Consider the following 16967-nt stretch of genomic DNA (forward strand, 5'->3'; position numbering starts at 1 on the left):
GTGATTTCATCGGATTCCGGTGAAATTATATCGTTTTGTACTCGGCTTCAGCCGTGTTGAAGCGCTCTTCCACCGCTTTCGACGGTTTGCTGCCCATCAGGCTGACAATCCAGATGGCCACGGAGGCGAAGAGGAAACCGGGGATAATTTCATACAGTTCGGCCCGGCCGTACTGTTTCCACAAAATCACCGTCGCCGCACCCACGATCATACCCGCCAGCGCGCCGTTGCGGGTCATGCGTTTCCACATCACCGAGATCAGGATCACCGGTCCGAATGCCGCACCAAAGCCTGCCCACGCATAACTCACTAAGCCCAATACGCGGTTTTCAGGATTGGCCGCCAGCGCAATCGCCACCAGCGCCACAACCAGTACCATCGCACGGCCAATCCACACCAGCTCCCGCTGGCTGGCGCCTTTGCGCAGAAACGCCTTGTACAAATCTTCGGTGATTGCGCTGGAACACACCAGCAGCTGACAGCTCAGAGTACTCATCACCGCCGCCAGAATTGCCGACAGCAGGATACCGGCGATCCACGGGTTGAACAGCAACTTCGCCAGCTCGATAAACACCCGCTCGCCGTTCTGCGTCACGTTGCCCGCTTCGCCCGGATTATTGCTGAAGTACGCAATGCCGAAGAAGCCAACAGCGATGGTGCCCGCGAGACACAGGATCATCCACGTCATGCTGATCCGGCGTGCGCTGCGGATGGTGCGATGGGAATCAGCCGCCATGAAACGCGCCAGAATGTGCGGCTGGCCGAAATAGCCCAGCCCCCAGCCCAGCAGCGACAAGATCGCCACCAAATTCATGTTCTTGAACATATCGGTGTATTCAGGGTTTTTAGCGTTGATCACCATCATCGAGGTATCAATACCTCCGACCGCGAGAATGACTATCACAGGCGTGAGGATCAGCGCAAAAATCATCAGGCTGGCCTGCACGGTGTCAGTCCAGCTGACTGCCAGGAAACCGCCGATAAAAGTATAAATGATGGTCGCCGCCGCTCCCGCCCAAAGGGCAGTCTGGTAGGTCATGCCGAAGGTGCTTTCAAACAAACGCGCACCGGCCACAATCCCGGAGGCACAATAAATGGTGAAGAACACCAGAATCACGATCGCCGAGATAATACGCAGCAGTTTGCTGGAATCTTCAAAGCGATGGGTGAAGTAATCCGGCAGAGTCAGCGCATTATTGTTGGCTTCGGTATGAACGCGTAAGCGCCCCGCCACCAGCTTCCAGTTCAGGTACGCGCCGATGGTCAGACCGATGGCGATCCAGCTTTCGGAAATACCGGAAATGAATATCGCTCCCGGTAAACCCATCAGCAGCCAGCCACTCATGTCAGAAGCCCCGGCGGAAAGCGCAGTGACGACACTGCCTAAACTACGACCGCCCAGAATGTAGTCATCAAAGTTTTTGGTCCGTAAATACGCGATGAGGCCGATCAAAATCATCCCGAAAATATAAACACAAAACGTCACCAGCATCGGTGTGTTCATTGTCATGTCCGTCTCCACTTCTTGTTATTAGTTTTACTGATTAGCGATGCATTTTCATGCAGGCCGGCACCTGTCTGTCCTGACGCCTCACTCTTAAAAGAGGGTCAAAATCATGCCGGGGCGAGATGATGGCTGAAACCCGCGAAGGATGCAGCATGACTCTCCATATTTTTTCTTTATACAGGCGGTTAATAGGGCTTTTATTCAAATTTCTTGTCGGGCGGATACTGGTTTAGCGAAAAGTTGATTTCAAGAGTTTTAACAATTTAGATACACAAAGTTTACGCCGCATCACACTTATCCTGTCGCAAGGTTGCACGTTGCAAACTCAAAGGTTGTACCCACCACAACCACAGTGAATAAGGCAAAAAGCAATTTACACTGATGCAATTGCGGTTATTCAGATGTTAAAAATGCCAGCCAAATCACATCAGGCACACTTCCTGCATTAACAGGGTTGCACAAGGTTGCAACATAGAAGATATTGCTTGCCATAAACATAATGAAATCACCTGAATCTTTTATATGGAGTGTTTGCGCATGGGTATGACGACGATGGGCGTGAAGCTGGATGAAAGCACACGCGACCGGTTGAAAGTGGCGGCACAGCAGATTGACCGCACGCCTCACTGGCTAATCAAACAGGCAATATTTTCCTATCTGGAACGACTGGAAAGTGGTGATTCGCTGCCGGAAATTCCGGCAATGAACGGCACTGCGCCTGAAAGTGCTGACGAAACCGCCGCGCCGCTGGGGCAGGAATCACATCAGCCTTTCCTCGATTTCGCCGAGCAAATTCAGCCACAATCTGTCAGCCGTTCCGCCATCACCGCCGCCTATCGCCGACCGGAGCCGGAAGCGGTTTCCATGCTGCTTGAACAGGCTCGTTTACCCGCGCCGTTAAATGACGCCGCGCAGAAGCTCGCCGCCGACATCGCCACCAGACTGCGTAACCAGAAAAGTGCAAATGGCCGCGCCGGTATGGTGCAAAGCCTGTTGCAGGAGTTCTCACTTTCCTCGCAGGAAGGCGTGGCGCTGATGTGTCTGGCCGAAGCGCTGCTGCGTATTCCCGACAAACCTACGCGCGATGCGTTAATCCGCGACAAAATCAGCAACGGCAACTGGCATTCTCATCTTGGCCGCAGCCCCTCACTGTTCGTCAACGCTGCAACCTGGGGCTTGTTGTTCACCGGCAAACTGGTGGCAACGCACAACGAAGCGAGTCTGTCGAAATCGCTAAGCCGCATTATCGGTAAAGGCGGGGAACCGCTGATCCGCAAAGGCGTGGATATGGCGATGCGCCTGATGGGCGAGCAATTTGTGACTGGCGAAACCATTGCCGAAGCGCTGGCCAACGCCCGCAAGCACGAAGATAAAGGATTCCGCTATTCCTACGACATGCTGGGTGAAGCGGCGCTGACAGAGAAAGATGCGCAGGCGTATTTGCAATCTTATCAGCAGGCGATCAATGCCATTGGCAAAGCCTCAAACGGTCGCGGTATTTACGAAGGACCGGGAATTTCCATCAAGCTTTCTGCCCTCCATCCTCGCTACAGTCGTGCGCAGTACGAACGCGTGATGGAAGAACTTTATCCTCGCCTGCTGTCGCTGACCTTACTGGCACGCAGCTACGACATCGGCATCAACATTGATGCCGAAGAAGCCGATCGTCTGGAAATCTCCCTCGATCTGCTGGAAAAGCTCTGCTTTGAGCCGGAACTGGCGGGCTGGAATGGCATCGGTTTTGTCATTCAGGCGTATCAGAAACGCTGCCCGATGGTGATCGATTACCTGACCAGTCTGGCGCAGCGCAGCCGTCGCCGCCTGATGATTCGTCTGGTGAAAGGCGCTTACTGGGACAGCGAGATCAAACGTGCGCAGGTCGAAGGGCTGGAAGATTATCCGGTCTATACGCGCAAGGTTTACACCGATGTTTCCTATCTGGCGTGCGCCCGCAAACTGCTGGCGGTGCCTAACCTGATTTATCCGCAGTTCGCCACACATAATGCCCATACCGTAGCAGCGATTTATCAGCTGGCGGGCAACAACTATTATCCCGGTCAGTACGAATTCCAGTGCCTGCACGGCATGGGTGAACCGCTGTATGAGCAGGTGGTCGGCAAAATCGCCGAAGGCAAACTGAACCGCCCTTGCCGCATCTATGCGCCGGTCGGAACGCACGAAACGCTGCTGGCGTATCTGGTGCGACGTCTGCTGGAAAATGGTGCGAACACCTCCTTCGTTAACCGCATCGCCGACGCCACACTGCCGATTTCAGAGCTGGTTGCCGATCCGGTGCTGGCGGTTGAAGCACTCGCGGCAAGCGAAGGACAGGTCGGATTGCCGCATCCGCGCATCGCCCTGCCGCGTAATCTGTATGGCGCCAAACGCGTAAATTCCGCGGGTCTGGACATGTCCAGTGAGCATCGCCTGGCCTCCCTTTCCAGCGCCCTGTTGCAAAGCGCCAGCCATCCGATCACCGCACAGCCGATGATTGATGCGCCCATGGACGACGGCGACTTCCTGCCGGTCATCAACCCGTCTGAAAATACCGACATCGTAGGCCATGTGCGCGAAGCGACAGAAGCGGAAATCAGCCGTGCGCTGGATGCCTCCGCCGCTGCCGGTGCCATCTGGTTTGCGACGCCTCCCGAAGAGCGTGCCGCAATCTTGCAACGCGCAGCAGAATTGATGGAAGCCCAGTTGCAAAGTCTGCTTGGCGTGCTGGTACGCGAAGCCGGAAAAACCTTTAATAACGCCATCGCTGAAGTGCGCGAAGCGGTCGATTTCCTGCATTACTACGCCGGGCAGATCCGTGAAGATTTCACCAATGATACCCACCGTCCGCTCGGGCCGGTGGTGTGCATCAGCCCGTGGAACTTCCCACTGGCGATCTTCACTGGTCAGATTGCGGCGGCACTGGCTGCTGGTAACAGCGTGCTGGCGAAACCGGCGGAACAAACGCCGCTTATCGCCGCATTGGCCGTTGGTATTCTGCATGAAGCCGGTGTTCCGGCTGGTGTGCTGCAACTTCTGCCGGGTAAAGGTGAAACCGTCGGCTCGCAGCTGGTAAATGACGAACGCATTCGTGGCGTGCTGTTCACCGGTTCGACTGACGTGGCGGGTATTTTGCAACGTAACATCGCTGGCAGACTGGATCCGCAGGGACGTCCGACGCCACTTATCGCCGAAACCGGCGGTCTCAACGCGATGATCGTCGATTCTTCCGCCCTGACCGAACAGGTTGTGATGGACGTGGTAGCCTCAGCGTTCGACAGCGCGGGTCAGCGTTGTTCCGCCCTGCGCGTGCTGTGTATTCAGGATGACGTCGCCGACCACACCTTGCAGATGCTGCGCGGCGCGATGGCTGAATGTCGGATGGGCAACCCGGAGCGACTGTCGACGGACATCGGTCCGGTCATTGACAGCGAGGCCAAAGAAGGTATCGAGAAACACATCGACGCTATGCGTGCCAAAGGCCGCACGGTGTATCAGGCAACACAAACTTTCGCAGCCGACCAGAGCGAATGGGTGCGCGGGACGTTCGTCAAACCGACGCTAATCGAACTCGACAGCTTCGACGAAATGAAGAAAGAAATTTTCGGCCCGGTGCTGCATGTAGTGCGCTATGCACGTCAGGATCTGGATAAGCTGATCGGTCAGATTAATGCTGCTGGTTATGGCCTGACGCTGGGTATACACACCCGCATCGACGAAACCATTCACCGCGTTACGCAACAGGCGCACGTCGGCAACATGTACGTGAACCGCAACATGGTCGGCGCAGTGGTCGGTGTACAACCATTTGGCGGCGAAGGTCTCTCCGGCACCGGTCCGAAAGCAGGCGGTCCGCTATATCTGTACCGCCTTCTGAGCAGCCGTCCGCAATTCGCCGTGCAGCAGACCCTGCTGCGTCAGGATCGCGAACTGCCGCTGGATACCTCCGTGCGTGAAACTTTGCTGGCACCGCACCGCGCCCTGCAACAATGGGCGACCGGGCACAAGCAAAGTGAGGCTTTCATTGCGGTCTGTAAGCGCTTCGCTGAAAGCAGTCAGGGCGGCACCCTGCGCACCCTGCCGGGGCCAACCGGCGAGCGCAATACCTACGCACTCCTGCCGCGCGAACGCGTACTGGCATTAGCGGACAATCAGGACGATGCGCTGATTCAGCTCGCCGCCGTCACTGCCACAGGTTGCCGCATTCTGTGGCCGGAAGCTCCGTTGCAGCGCGAATTGTTCAATCAGTTGCCGAAAGCCGTGCAGGATCGTGTGGACTTCGCTAAAGACTGGCAAAACGATACGCAGGTCTTTGATGCGGTGATTTATCACGGCGACGCCGATCAGTTGCGTGAACTCTGTCAGCTTATCGCCAACCGCCCCGGCCCGATTGTTTCCGTGCAGGGCTTCGCCCGTGGCGAAGACAATATCTTGCTGGAACGCCTGCTTCATGAGCGCTCTTTAAGTGTAAATACTGCAGCAGCAGGGGGAAATGCGAGTTTGATGACCATAGGGTGATGGTGGGGTTCCGCTTAACGCGGATCGAGAGTATTTCGGTTTCTCAATTGCCATTGGGTTCCGCTTAACGCGGATCGAGAGTATTTCGGTTTCTCAGTTACAGTGATCACTTAACTCGCAGTGCCGAAACCGCCCAAAGGAGGGAAGTGCTTTCCCTCCTTTGGATTCCTCCCCGCTTTTTTAAACACGCGCTATCGCCGGGTCGATGGACATGTTCTGTGACTCCCGCGTGTGGCGCAAAATCCAGCCGCTACGCGGTGCCTTCTCTCGGTCCTGAAGCCTCTGGTCTTCAGGCCGCTCCGTTCAGCAGGATTTTTGATCGCGCCATCTCACCTTTTTTCAAAACCAAATTAAGTGTTTTTTGGAATGATCCGAGTGGGTGAAGTTGTGACCTAAAAAGCTTTAGCCGCGTTCAAAAATCACGCTGCAGGGAGAGGTGGAAAACCGCGCGTTTTTTTGCGCGGGTTGTAACCCGACCGGAGGGAACCGCGCAGCGGCGGGATTTTGCGGCAATAACGGCAGCTGCTGAAACAGAGCCGGTCTGCATGGCACGTGTTTTAAAAAACGCGGGAGTCCAGAGGGCGCGCGTTTACGCGTCCTTTGGGCCGGTTTGGGCGGCGAGCCCAAGGTCTTGGTCTTGGTCTTGATCTTGAGATTGAGGCTGATTTTTAAATCTCCCCATTCGCGCCCCGCGCGCAAATCCCTTTGTCATAAATCCTTCATCCTCCTGATTTACCCTCCCAGTAACAAAATAACTCAAACTGTGTGTTTTTATTTCTGACGATTCATCAAAAGGAGTTTTGACAATGCAACAACCTGTATCTCTGCTCGCCCGTGCCATCGCTGCCGCTTTGCTGCTTTCCGCTTCTGCCGGTTCATTTGCCGCTGAGGATAACGCCTTGTCTGACCGTGGTGCCAAAGGTGTACTGACCGAGCAAGGTGGCGCGCGCCGTCTGAGCAGTGACCAGACAGCCGCGCTAAAAGCATCACTCTCTGACAAAACTGTTAAAAACGTGATCCTGCTGATAGGAGACGGTATGGGTGATTCAGAAATTACCTCCGCGCGAAATTATGCTGAAGGCGCAGGCGGCTATTTCAAAGGCATAGATGCCCTGCCGCTAACCGGCCAGTACACACACTATTCTCTTGATAAGAAGACGCAAAAACCTAACTACGTCACTGATTCTGCCGCCTCTGCCACCGCCTGGACCACCGGCGTAAAAAGCTATAACGGCGCCATCGGCGTGGATGTGAACGGTAAAGATCACCAGACGATCCTCGAGATCGCTAAAGCGGCAGGGAAAGCAACCGGCAACGTCTCTACCGCAGAATTACAGGATGCAACGCCCGCCGCGCAAATCGCGCATGTCACATCCCGCAAATGCTATGGTCCGGAAGAAACCTCTGAGAAATGTGCCACCAATGCGCTGGAAAACGGCGGACGTGGTTCGATCACTGAGCAGCTGTTGCAGGCCCGCGCCGATGTCACGCTCGGCGGCGGCAGGAAATCATTCAGCCAGCTGGCAAAAAGCGGCGAGTTCCAGGGTAAATCCCTGAAAGAGCAGGCACTGGCGCAGGGTTATCAGTGGATCGAGAATGCAGAGCAGCTCACTGCCATCACTCAGGCCGGTCAGCAAAAACCAGTTCTGGGCCTGTTCTCGGAAGGTAACATGCCGGTGCGCTGGCAGGGTCCGAAAGCCTCTTATCACGGCAACATTGATAAACCTGCCGTCACCTGCGAAGCCAACCCACAGCGCACGGCGGATATTCCTACGCTGGCCGCTATGACCGAAAAAGCCATCGACCTGCTGAAAACCAATGAAAAAGGCTTCTTCCTGCAGGTAGAAGGCGCGTCAATTGATAAGCAGGATCACGCCGCCAATCCGTGCGGACAGTTCGGTGAAACGGTCGACCTGGATGAAGCCGTACAGAAAGCGCTGGAGTTCGCCCGCAAGGACGGCAACACGCTGGTGATCGTGACCGCCGACCACGCGCATTCCAGCCAGATCATCGAAACCGATTCTAAAGCCCCCGGCCTGACGCAGACGCTGACCACAAAAGATGGCGCACCCATGACCATCAGCTACGGAAACTCCGAGGATGACTCGCAGGGGCACACCGGAACCCAACTGCGGATCGCAGCGTTTGGGCCACACGCGGCAAATGTGGTGGGTCTGACAGATCAGACTGATCTCTTCTTTACGATGAAAGGGGCAATGGGGATCGAATAATTTGCCGAAACCGCCCCAAAGGAGGGAAGTGCTTTCCCTCCTTTGGATCCCTCCCCGCTTTTTTAAACACGCGCTATCGCTGGGTCGATGGACATGTTCTGTGACTCCCGCGTGTGGCGCAAAATCCCACCATTTTAAAAGAAAAAACCTGAGTAATTTTAACAAGTTTTTTTGAAATGATCGGAGCGGGTGAAGTTGTGACCTAAAAAGCCGTGGCTGCATTCAAAAATCACGCTGGAGGGAGAGGTGGAAAACCGCGCGTCTGTTTGCGCGGGTTGTAACCCGACCGAAGGGCACCGCGCAGCGGCGGGATTTTGCGGCAATAGGAGGAATTTCTGAAACACAGCCGGGATGCATGGCACGTATTTTAAAGAGCCGGAGATTCTTAAGAGGCGCGGCGATAGGCGCCTCTTAAGGCCGGTTTGGGTGGCAACCCAAGGTCTTGAAGTTGAAGTTGAAGTTGAAGTTGAAGTTGAAGTGAATTTTAAACCCGCCCCCTATTCCCCTCCCCCAGTTCCCATAATTTCCTTCTTATCAGCTGCTTAAGCTTCAGCGCCGCCTGAGATACCGGCTGGTCGCGACGGTTGAGGAGGATTACCTCAAAGGGTAACGGCTCCACCACTTCGCAAATCTTTAGCTGATCCACATACCGTTGGGCGGTAAACGTATCCACCACGCCGACACCGCCGCCGGCCAGAACCATGTCGGCGATGACGGAATAGGTTTTGATATGCAACGAAGACTGCGGCGTCAGGCCGTTTTCCCGCAGGACGCGGTTAAGCACCAGACCAAGCGGATCCTGCTGTTGCAGCATCATCAGATCGTTTTCACATAACCATGCCAGCGACACCGGCCCTTCTACCGGGGAGTCTTTCGGTAACAACGCGACCATATTGCCCTGATAGATCGACTCCGAAACCAGCTCCTGCGTCGCGGGTTCGCCAAAAGCCAGCGCGAAATCCATTTTGTATTGCAGTAAATCCTGACTCAGCGTGTTGAAGTGCCCTGTGACCAGTTCGACGCTGCCGCCCGGCGTCTGACGGCGGAAATCGACCAGTACCGGCGCCATCACGCTGTGACCCAGCGCGTGCGCGGAACCGATGCGCACATGCTGGCCTTCGCCCTGCCGCAACTGCTCAGCCAGCGCACCAATCGCCTGAATATGGCTAAATAATGCCTCAACTTCCGGCATCAGTCTGCGCCCTTCCGGGGTCACGATTAAGCCCTGCGGGGTGCGGTCAAACAGCGTAAATCCCAGCTGCTGCTCAGCGTGATTCAGAACACGGCTGACGTTCGGCTGCGATACATTGAGCAAACGCGCCGCGCCGCTGACGCTGCCCGCCTGCAAAACCGCCTGAAACACTTCGATATGACGTAAACGCATGCGTTGCCTTATTTCTGAGTCGTCGCCAGATACGAAAACGCACTCAGCAAGCTAATGATGTTCGCCACGTTCGGGCTGTGATAGCCGACAGTGACCGCATCGAGCCGCTCGACACCGGGGATCAGGCAGAACAAATCGGCCAGCACTGGCCGGGCGGTCATCAGTTCGAGATGATACGGCGGGCTGAATCTCCCGGCGGTAAGCGGCGCGGGCTTGCTGACCGCCAGCGTCGCCTGTTTGCGGATTTTCGCGCGGGCAATCGCCGGGCTGTCGGACTCGGCGGCGTTGGCGGAAATCGCACGTTTGACGCAGACGTACTGAGATTCAGGATAATGACGGCGGATCCAGGTTTCGAGATGATCGTCACCGGTCACCAGCCATAGCGGGACATTCAGTTCAGCACCGGCGGCGGCGTACAAATCGCTTTCGCCGACCACGTTGCCGTTGAGTTTCACGCGATAAAAGGCGCGGCCATTGATGGTGTGCGCCAGTACACCATGTTCACCGGCTGCGGTGTGGAAACCGACGAACATCAGACCGTCGTACTGCTGTTGTTGCAAACCTTCAACCATCGAGAGACCGCGCGGTTTCCCCTGCACCAGACGGGCACGCGGGTCGATTTTATCGGCGCGCAGGTTTTGCATCATCGCGTGGCTGTCTGCCACGGTCACTTCCATGGCGCCACCGGCAAACGCACCGTCTATCGCCGCGTTCACTTCCTCTTCCATTAATGCCCGCGCCGCGTCGTAGTCAGCATTGCCGGGGCTGCACTGCTCCGGGCGCATTACGCCCGCAATACCTTCGATGTCAGCAGAGATAAAAACTTTCATGATGGGTTCCCTTTTATATTGGCGAGGCTGTCGAGGACTTCACTCAGCCCCAGCCGGAAATGTCCGTCGAAACCGCAAACGGTTTCGGCGCTGAGCATGGCGTCGATGACCGCGTGCTCGGCAGCGTCGGCAGCCAGCGCCAGTAATGGCTCAAGTTTATCATCGGTTAACGTGACACCGTCACGCTGCGTGGAGAATGCCAGCGCGATATCGCCGGAACCGTGTCCCCAGTAACTGCCCAGACGCCCAAGTCCGGCACCGGCGCGTTTGGCAATGCGCCCAAGCTGGCGGCTGTCGAGATACCGGTCGCAGGCCATGATGATGATGACTGAACCGGCATCGACCTGTGGCGCAAGCTGCGGCAATCTGTTGGCAATGGCGTCTCCGGCGCGGACACCGTCGAGCGTCAGTTCAGACAGTTTACCGAAGTTCGCCAGCACCAGAATACCGAGCGTGGTATCGAGTTCTTCACACCAGCGCGACGCCGTGCCGATGCCACCCTTCAGGCCAAAGCTGCTCATACCGCGCCCTGCTCCCACGCTGCCACGGGCGAAGGTTTTTGTCGCGCCGTCCAGTGCAGTGAGCGCATCATCTTCACTCACCGCCATGGCCTGAATATCGTTGAGCCAGAAGTCGTTACATTCGAGGATTAGCGGGTTAATGGTTGCATCGGGGCGACCAATCTGCGGAAACTGGCGACAACTGCGTTTTATCATGGCATTGAACAACGCGCCGGTAGCGAAGGTGTTACTGAGCAGAATCGGGGTTTGCAGCTCGCCCAGTTCCATCACCTGAATCAGCCCCATCGGCTTGGCAAAACCGTTAAGCACCGCGACGCCGCACGGTAAAGGATGCTGATAAAGATTATCGCCGGGCGGCACAATCGCAGTGACGCCGGTCTGCACATCTCCCGCTGCCAGCGTGCTGTGGCCGACGGTAACACCGGCGACGTCCGTTATCGAGTTAGTCGCCCCGCACGGAAAGCGAGGGCGAAAGATCTGACGCGTCGTACGCCAGCGTTGCAGCAGCGCCACCAGCGCCTGCTGCATAAATTCATCATGTTCAGGGTATTGCGAATGCATCACTCTTCCATTTCAGCGGGTTATGTCAGGGGGCTATTTCTTCAGTTTAGGATCCAACGTGTCGCGCAGCGCGTCACCGAGTAAATTAAATGCTAAAACCGTGAGGAATATCGCCAGTCCTGGGAAAACGCTGACGTTCCATTTTCCGGCCATCATCATATTACGGCTCATCGCCAGAATATTCCCCCACTCCGGGACGTCCGGCTCCGGGCCAAGACCAATAAAGCTCAGGCTGGCAGCGGTCAGAATACTGGTGCCAATGCGCATGGTGAAATAGACAATCACGTTCGACAACGTGCCCGGCAGGATGTGGCGCAAAATCACCACACGGTCTGGAGCACCGACGCAGCGTACAGCTTCCACGTAGGCACTTTGTTTAATGGAAAGCGTCGCGGCGCGCACGATACGGGCGAAGACCGGCACGCTGAACACCGCGACGGCAATAATCACGTTGTTGAGGCCAGGGCCGAGAATAGCCACCACCGCAATTGCCAGCAACATGCCGGGAAACGCGAATAACACGTCGGAGCCGCGCATGATCAGCATATCCAGCCATTTACCGTAGTAGCCCGCCAGCAGGCCGAGCAGCACACCGGCGACCATACCGAGCGTCACCGAAAAAATGCCGACATACAGTGAAATCCGGGCGCCAAAAATGATGCGGCTGAGCACGTCACGGCCTAAATCATCGGTACCGAACCAGTGTTGCGCCGTCGGGCCGACGCCGAGCGCCATCCAGTCCGGCGTCATCGGGTCGTAAGGTGCCAGCCACGGCGCGAATACTGCCACCAGAACCAGCAGCAAAATAAATCCGCCGGAAACCAGCGCCATCGGATGGCGTAAAAATGTCTGAAAAAAGTCATACCACGGCGAACGGATATCGTCGTTATGCGCGGCAACCGCAGCCGGTTGGGTTTCACTCAGCCCAGAGACGGGATCGGTCATATGCAGCTCCTAGCGCAGGCGGATAGCGGGATTGACGACGGCGTACAGCACGTCAACCAGCAGATTAATCAGAATAAATTCAAACACGAATAACATCACCAGCGCCTGAATCACCGGCTGATCCTGCGTCTTGATCGACTCGATCAGCAGCCAGCCCAGACCCGGCCAGCTGAATACGCTTTCGACGATAATCGAACCGCCGAGCAGGAAACCAAACTGCAGACCAAGCATGGTGATGATCGGGATAAGTGCGTTGCGCATGATGTGTTTCCACGTTACCCGCCGCGAACGGAGTCCTTTGGCTTTGGCGGTGCGCACATAATCTTCCTGCGCGACGTCGAGAAATGCCGAGCGGGTAAAGCGCGCCATTACCGCCGCCACCGAGGAACCGAGGGTGATCGCCGGCAAAATAATGTCGGTGGGCTGATTAAATCCGCTGACCGCAAACAGCCCGAACGGCATGGCGACAAACTGGATCAGCAGCAGTCCGAGCCAGAAAGGCGGCATGGATATCCCGCCGACTGCCATGCTCATCAGCGTCCAGTCCTGCCATTTGCCGCGTTTAAGCGCCGACACCACGCCAATTATCAGCCCCAGCACCACCGACCAGGCGAACCCCGCCAGTGCTAACAAAAGCGTCGGCATAAATCCGCTTTCGATCACATCGGATACCGGCTGACGGGTGCGATAGGTCGTCCCCAAATCGCCATGCACCATCCCATTGAGCCAGTGCCAGTACTGCGCAGGCAGCGGATCGTTGAGGCCAAGCAGTTCCCGTGCTGACTCAACCGCCTCAATCGGCGCATCCTGTCCGGCGTAAATACGCGCAGGGTCACCCGGCAGCAGCTTGATAAAACCAAACACCAGCAAAGACACCACCAGTAAAACCGGGATCATCTCCAGTATGCGGCGAATAAAATAGGTCAGCATAAATGTGTTTCCCGTATCTTCATGACAGGTGCGGGCAAGGAAGCACCTCCCTGCCCGCGCGTTCTTAAAAATTACTTGAACTGTGCCTGATTGAAGACAAGCGATCCGTCTGCCAGCATATAGACGCCGGTCAGATCTTTGCTCTTGCCGACCAGGTTATCCGGCACGCCGAGGAAAGCGACCGGAGCATCGGCCCACAGCAGTTTCTGCGCATCGGCGTAGGCGGCTTTACGTTTTTCGAGATCGGCGGTTTGCAGGCCAGCGGTGATCGCCGCATCTACCTGTTTGTTGCTGTAATAAGAGACGTTATAGGCCGACGGGATCCAGGATTCGGTGGCAAACAGCGGACGCAGCGCCCAGTCGGCGTCACCGGTCGAAGCCGACCACGCGCCGTAATACATTTCAACTTTGGCATCCGCCGGTTTCGGCGTGCTCCACAGACGCTGGTTGAGCGTACCCGAATCCATCGGCACCAGTTTCACGCGCACGCCAATCAGCGACAGCTGCTGTTTCAGGAACTGCGCGCTGCGGATACGGTCTGTTTTATTCGAGCTCCACATCTCCACATCGAAGCCCTTCTCATATCCGGCTTCTTTCATCAGCTCTTTGGCTTTGGCGATGTTGTAGCTGTAATCCGGCGTGGATTGCTTTTGGTAGAACTGAACGTTTTTCGGCAGCGGCGACGTTGAAGGTGAACCCATCCCGGCGAAACCGACTTTCAACCACAGATTGCGATCCACGGCATAGTTGATCGCCTGGCGGACGCGCACGTCAGAGAACTCTTTTTTCTGGGTGTTAAACGCGATGTAGTACAGATAGATGCCAGGATTTTGCGAGATATCCAGCTTCGGATCGCTTTTCACGGTTTCCACCAGATCCGATGGCAATGGATAGACGGCTTCCACGCCGCCGGATTTCAGTTTTGCCACCTGCGTGGAGTCTTCCGGCGTCGGATACAACGTCACGGAATCAACTTTTGGCCAGCCTTTCTGCCAGTAGTTGTCGAACTTCACCAGCCTGACGTCTTTGCCCTGCTGCCATTCCACAAACTTGAACGGACCGGTACCGACAGGATGTACGCTCAGATCCTGTTCGTTCGGGTACTGTTTTAACGAGGCCGGGCTGTGCATGACCGCAGACGGGTGCGCCAGCGTATTAATCATCGCACCGAACGGTTTGTTGAGGATGATTTTGACCTGATAAGGCGTCAGCACCTCCACGGATTTGATCATGCTGAACAGCGAGTTACGCTTGAGTTTATTTGCCGGATTGGCGAGACGGTCGAGGTTGATTTTTACTGCCTCAGCGTTGAACGGCGTGTCGTCCTGGAAAGTCACATCATGGCGCAGATTGATGGTGAATTCAGTCGCGTCAGCGTTGCTGGTGTAATCGGTCGCCAACACAGGTATAAGAGCCATTTTGCTGTCGAACTGGAACAAGCGTTCAAAGATGCCGCTCTGAATGGAATAGCTCAGGGTATCCGTGGTGTCATGCGGGTCGAAACCGGTCACGTCGGCATACATCGAAATGCGCAGGTCTTTAGCCTGTGCCGAAGCGGCGAAACAGAGCGCCAGACCGGCCGCGATAAGGCTTTTACGTAGAAACGTCGAGTGCATAGTATTCCCCTGTGTATTCAAATGATTAACGTAGTGATGAATAACCTAGACAGACACCCAGTGGTGCGGAGCGACCTGACTGTATTTGATTTTTTCTATTTGAACCCCGGCCGGATGTACCGGCGATTTCACTTCTACATCGTCAAAATTGCGTAACGCGCGCCGGGTGGGATCCGCGACCGGTACGGAGCTGAGCAGGCGTCGGGTATACGGATGCTGCGGGTTGCTGAATACCGAATCGCGCGGACCAATTTCCACAATCTGCCCGCTATACATCACCGCCACTCGATTGGCGATACGTTCAACCACTGCCATGTCGTGGGAGATAAACAGCCACGCGACACCGGTATCTCGCTGTAAATCCATCATCAGATTCACCACCTGTGCCTGAATCGACACATCCAGCGCGGACACCGCTTCGTCGGCGATAATCACCTGCGGTTGCAATGCCATCGCGCGCGCAATGGCAATGCGCTGACGCTGACCGCCGGAGAATTCGTGCGGGTAGCGGCGGGCAAAGGACGGATCCAGGCCGACACTTTTCAGCAACTGGTTGACGGTCGGCGTGGCGTCGGCCAGCGACTTTTTCAGGCCGTGAAGCAATAGCGGCTCGGCAATGGAAAAACCAACGGTCAGTCGCGGATTGAGCGAGGCATACGGATCCTGAAACACCATCTGGATCTGACGGCGCACCGCCTGAAACGGCGTGTCGCGCATCAGCGTGATTTCTTTTCCTTTGAGGTGAATGCTTTCCGATTCACTGCCGACCAGCCGTAAAATCGCCCGCCCCGTGGTGGATTTGCCGCAACCGCTCTCGCCCACCAGCGCCAGCGTTTCGCCCGGCCAGATAGAAAAATCGATCTGCTCTACGGCATGAACTTCTTTGGTGATACGGGACAGCACGCCGGAGCGGATCGGGTAACAGACGCGCAGCCCGCGCACATCGAGCAGCGGAGGTGCATCGTAATTAGCCGTCTTTTGATCGTCTTCGGATAAAAAAATGTGAGGCTCATCACTTGCAATCGATTGCTTCTCTGCACCATTTTTTGGGGAAACGGCAGCACCGGCCTGCGTGCTCAGCAGCGGGAAACGGCGTGGCCATTTCAACCCCTGCATGTCACCCAGTTTCGGTACGGCCGCCAGCAGTGCGCGGGTATAAGGATGCTGCGCATTGGCAAAAATCTCAGTCACGCTGCCCTGTTCCACCACTTTGCCCTGATACATCACCACCACGCGGTCGGCGATTTCTGCCACCACGCCCATATCGTGCGTGATAAATAACACCGACATGTCTGTGCCCTTTTGCAGATCGCGCAGGATTTGCAGAATGCGCGCCTGCACCGTGACGTCCAGCGCAGTGGTCGGCTCGTCCGCGATCAACAGCGCAGGGTCGCAGGCCAGCGCCTGCGCTATCATCACGCGCTGACGCATCCCGCCGGAAAGCTCGTGGGGATAACATTTAAGAATGCGTTCGACGTCAGGAATGCGAACCTGTTTAAGCAGTTCGCGGGCTTTGATCAACGCATTGGCTTTGGTCGCCATGCCGTGATCAAGCAGCCCTTCAGTGAGCTGATCCCCCACGCGCAGCACCGGATTGAGAGAAGTCATCGGCTCCTGAAATATCATCGACATTTCCTGGCCGCGCAGCTTACGACGGGCTTCTGCCGACAGCGAATTCAGCGTATGCCGCGCGCCGTTGCGACCGAAGAACTCAATACTGCCCGCATCGATGTGCGCCGAGTCGGGCAGTAATCCCATTACGCTCAGTGAAGTGACGGATTTGCCGGAGCCGCTTTCGCCGACCACCGCCACCACTTCACCTTTATTAATAGAGAAGGAAACACCTTTCAGCGCCTGAGTTTTGCCCTGCCGCCCGGAGAACGTCACCGATAAATCGTTAATCTGTAAGATGGGTAGGGGCTCATTCATC

At 56.1% G+C, this 16967-nt stretch carries 10 protein-coding genes; 2 read left to right on the plus strand and 8 right to left on the minus strand.

Going from position 1 to position 16967, the window contains the following annotated elements:
• Positions 1 to 25 precede the first annotated feature (25 nt).
• Positions 26 to 1510, minus strand: a complete 1485-nt coding sequence (gene putP / locus GE278_11435; protein QLK61341.1) for a sodium/proline symporter PutP — start codon at positions 1508 to 1510, stop codon at positions 26 to 28.
• A gap of 534 nt (positions 1511 to 2044) precedes the next feature.
• On the opposite strand from putP, the gene putA reads away from it, so the two are divergent.
• The gene (gene putA / locus GE278_11440) at positions 2045 to 6019 is read left to right on the plus strand and encodes a trifunctional transcriptional regulator/proline dehydrogenase/L-glutamate gamma-semialdehyde dehydrogenase (protein ID QLK61342.1); all 3975 of its coding nucleotides are present in this window, start codon (positions 2045 to 2047) and stop codon (positions 6017 to 6019) included.
• Positions 6020 to 6825: 806 nt separating this feature from the next.
• The gene (gene phoA, locus GE278_11445) at positions 6826 to 8250 is read left to right on the plus strand and encodes an alkaline phosphatase (protein QLK61343.1); all 1425 of its coding nucleotides are present in this window, start codon (positions 6826 to 6828) and stop codon (positions 8248 to 8250) included.
• A gap of 484 nt (positions 8251 to 8734) precedes the next feature.
• Here the strand turns inward: phoA and GE278_11450 are convergent, their stop codons facing one another.
• From GE278_11450 to GE278_11480, 7 genes are all read right to left on the minus strand, one after another.
• Positions 8735 to 9634 carry a LysR family transcriptional regulator gene (locus GE278_11450; GenBank protein ID QLK61344.1) on the minus strand — a complete coding sequence of 300 codons (900 nt, stop codon included), beginning with the start codon at positions 9632 to 9634 and terminating at the stop codon, positions 8735 to 8737.
• Positions 9635 to 9642: 8 nt separating this feature from the next.
• Positions 9643 to 10464, minus strand: coding sequence for an aminopeptidase (locus tag GE278_11455; protein ID QLK61345.1), 822 nt, complete (start codon positions 10462 to 10464; stop codon positions 9643 to 9645).
• Positions 10461 to 11546, minus strand: a complete 1086-nt coding sequence (locus tag GE278_11460; GenBank protein QLK61346.1) for a S58 family peptidase — start codon at positions 11544 to 11546, stop codon at positions 10461 to 10463. The genes GE278_11455 and GE278_11460 overlap by 4 nt, the downstream gene beginning before the upstream one ends.
• 33 nt (positions 11547 to 11579) lie before the next feature.
• Positions 11580 to 12491 (minus strand): ABC transporter permease subunit, encoded by a 912-nt coding sequence (locus GE278_11465; protein QLK61347.1) that lies wholly within the window; start codon positions 12489 to 12491, stop codon positions 11580 to 11582.
• Positions 12492 to 12500: 9 nt separating this feature from the next.
• Positions 12501 to 13421 carry an ABC transporter permease subunit gene (locus GE278_11470; GenBank protein ID QLK61348.1) on the minus strand — a complete coding sequence of 307 codons (921 nt, stop codon included), beginning with the start codon at positions 13419 to 13421 and terminating at the stop codon, positions 12501 to 12503.
• 71 nt (positions 13422 to 13492) lie between these two features.
• A complete protein-coding gene (locus tag GE278_11475) occupies positions 13493 to 15037 on the minus strand; it encodes a glutathione ABC transporter substrate-binding protein (GenBank protein ID QLK61349.1) in 1545 nt (514 codons plus the stop codon).
• A gap of 45 nt (positions 15038 to 15082) precedes the next feature.
• Entirely contained in the window at positions 15083 to 16966 is a 1884-nt protein-coding gene (locus tag GE278_11480; GenBank protein ID QLK61350.1) for a dipeptide ABC transporter ATP-binding protein, read from the minus strand.
• Position 16967 lies beyond the last annotated feature (1 nt).

This window comes from Enterobacteriaceae bacterium Kacie_13 (assembly GCA_013457415.1).
Taxonomy (GTDB): Bacteria; Pseudomonadota; Gammaproteobacteria; order Enterobacterales; family Enterobacteriaceae; genus Rahnella.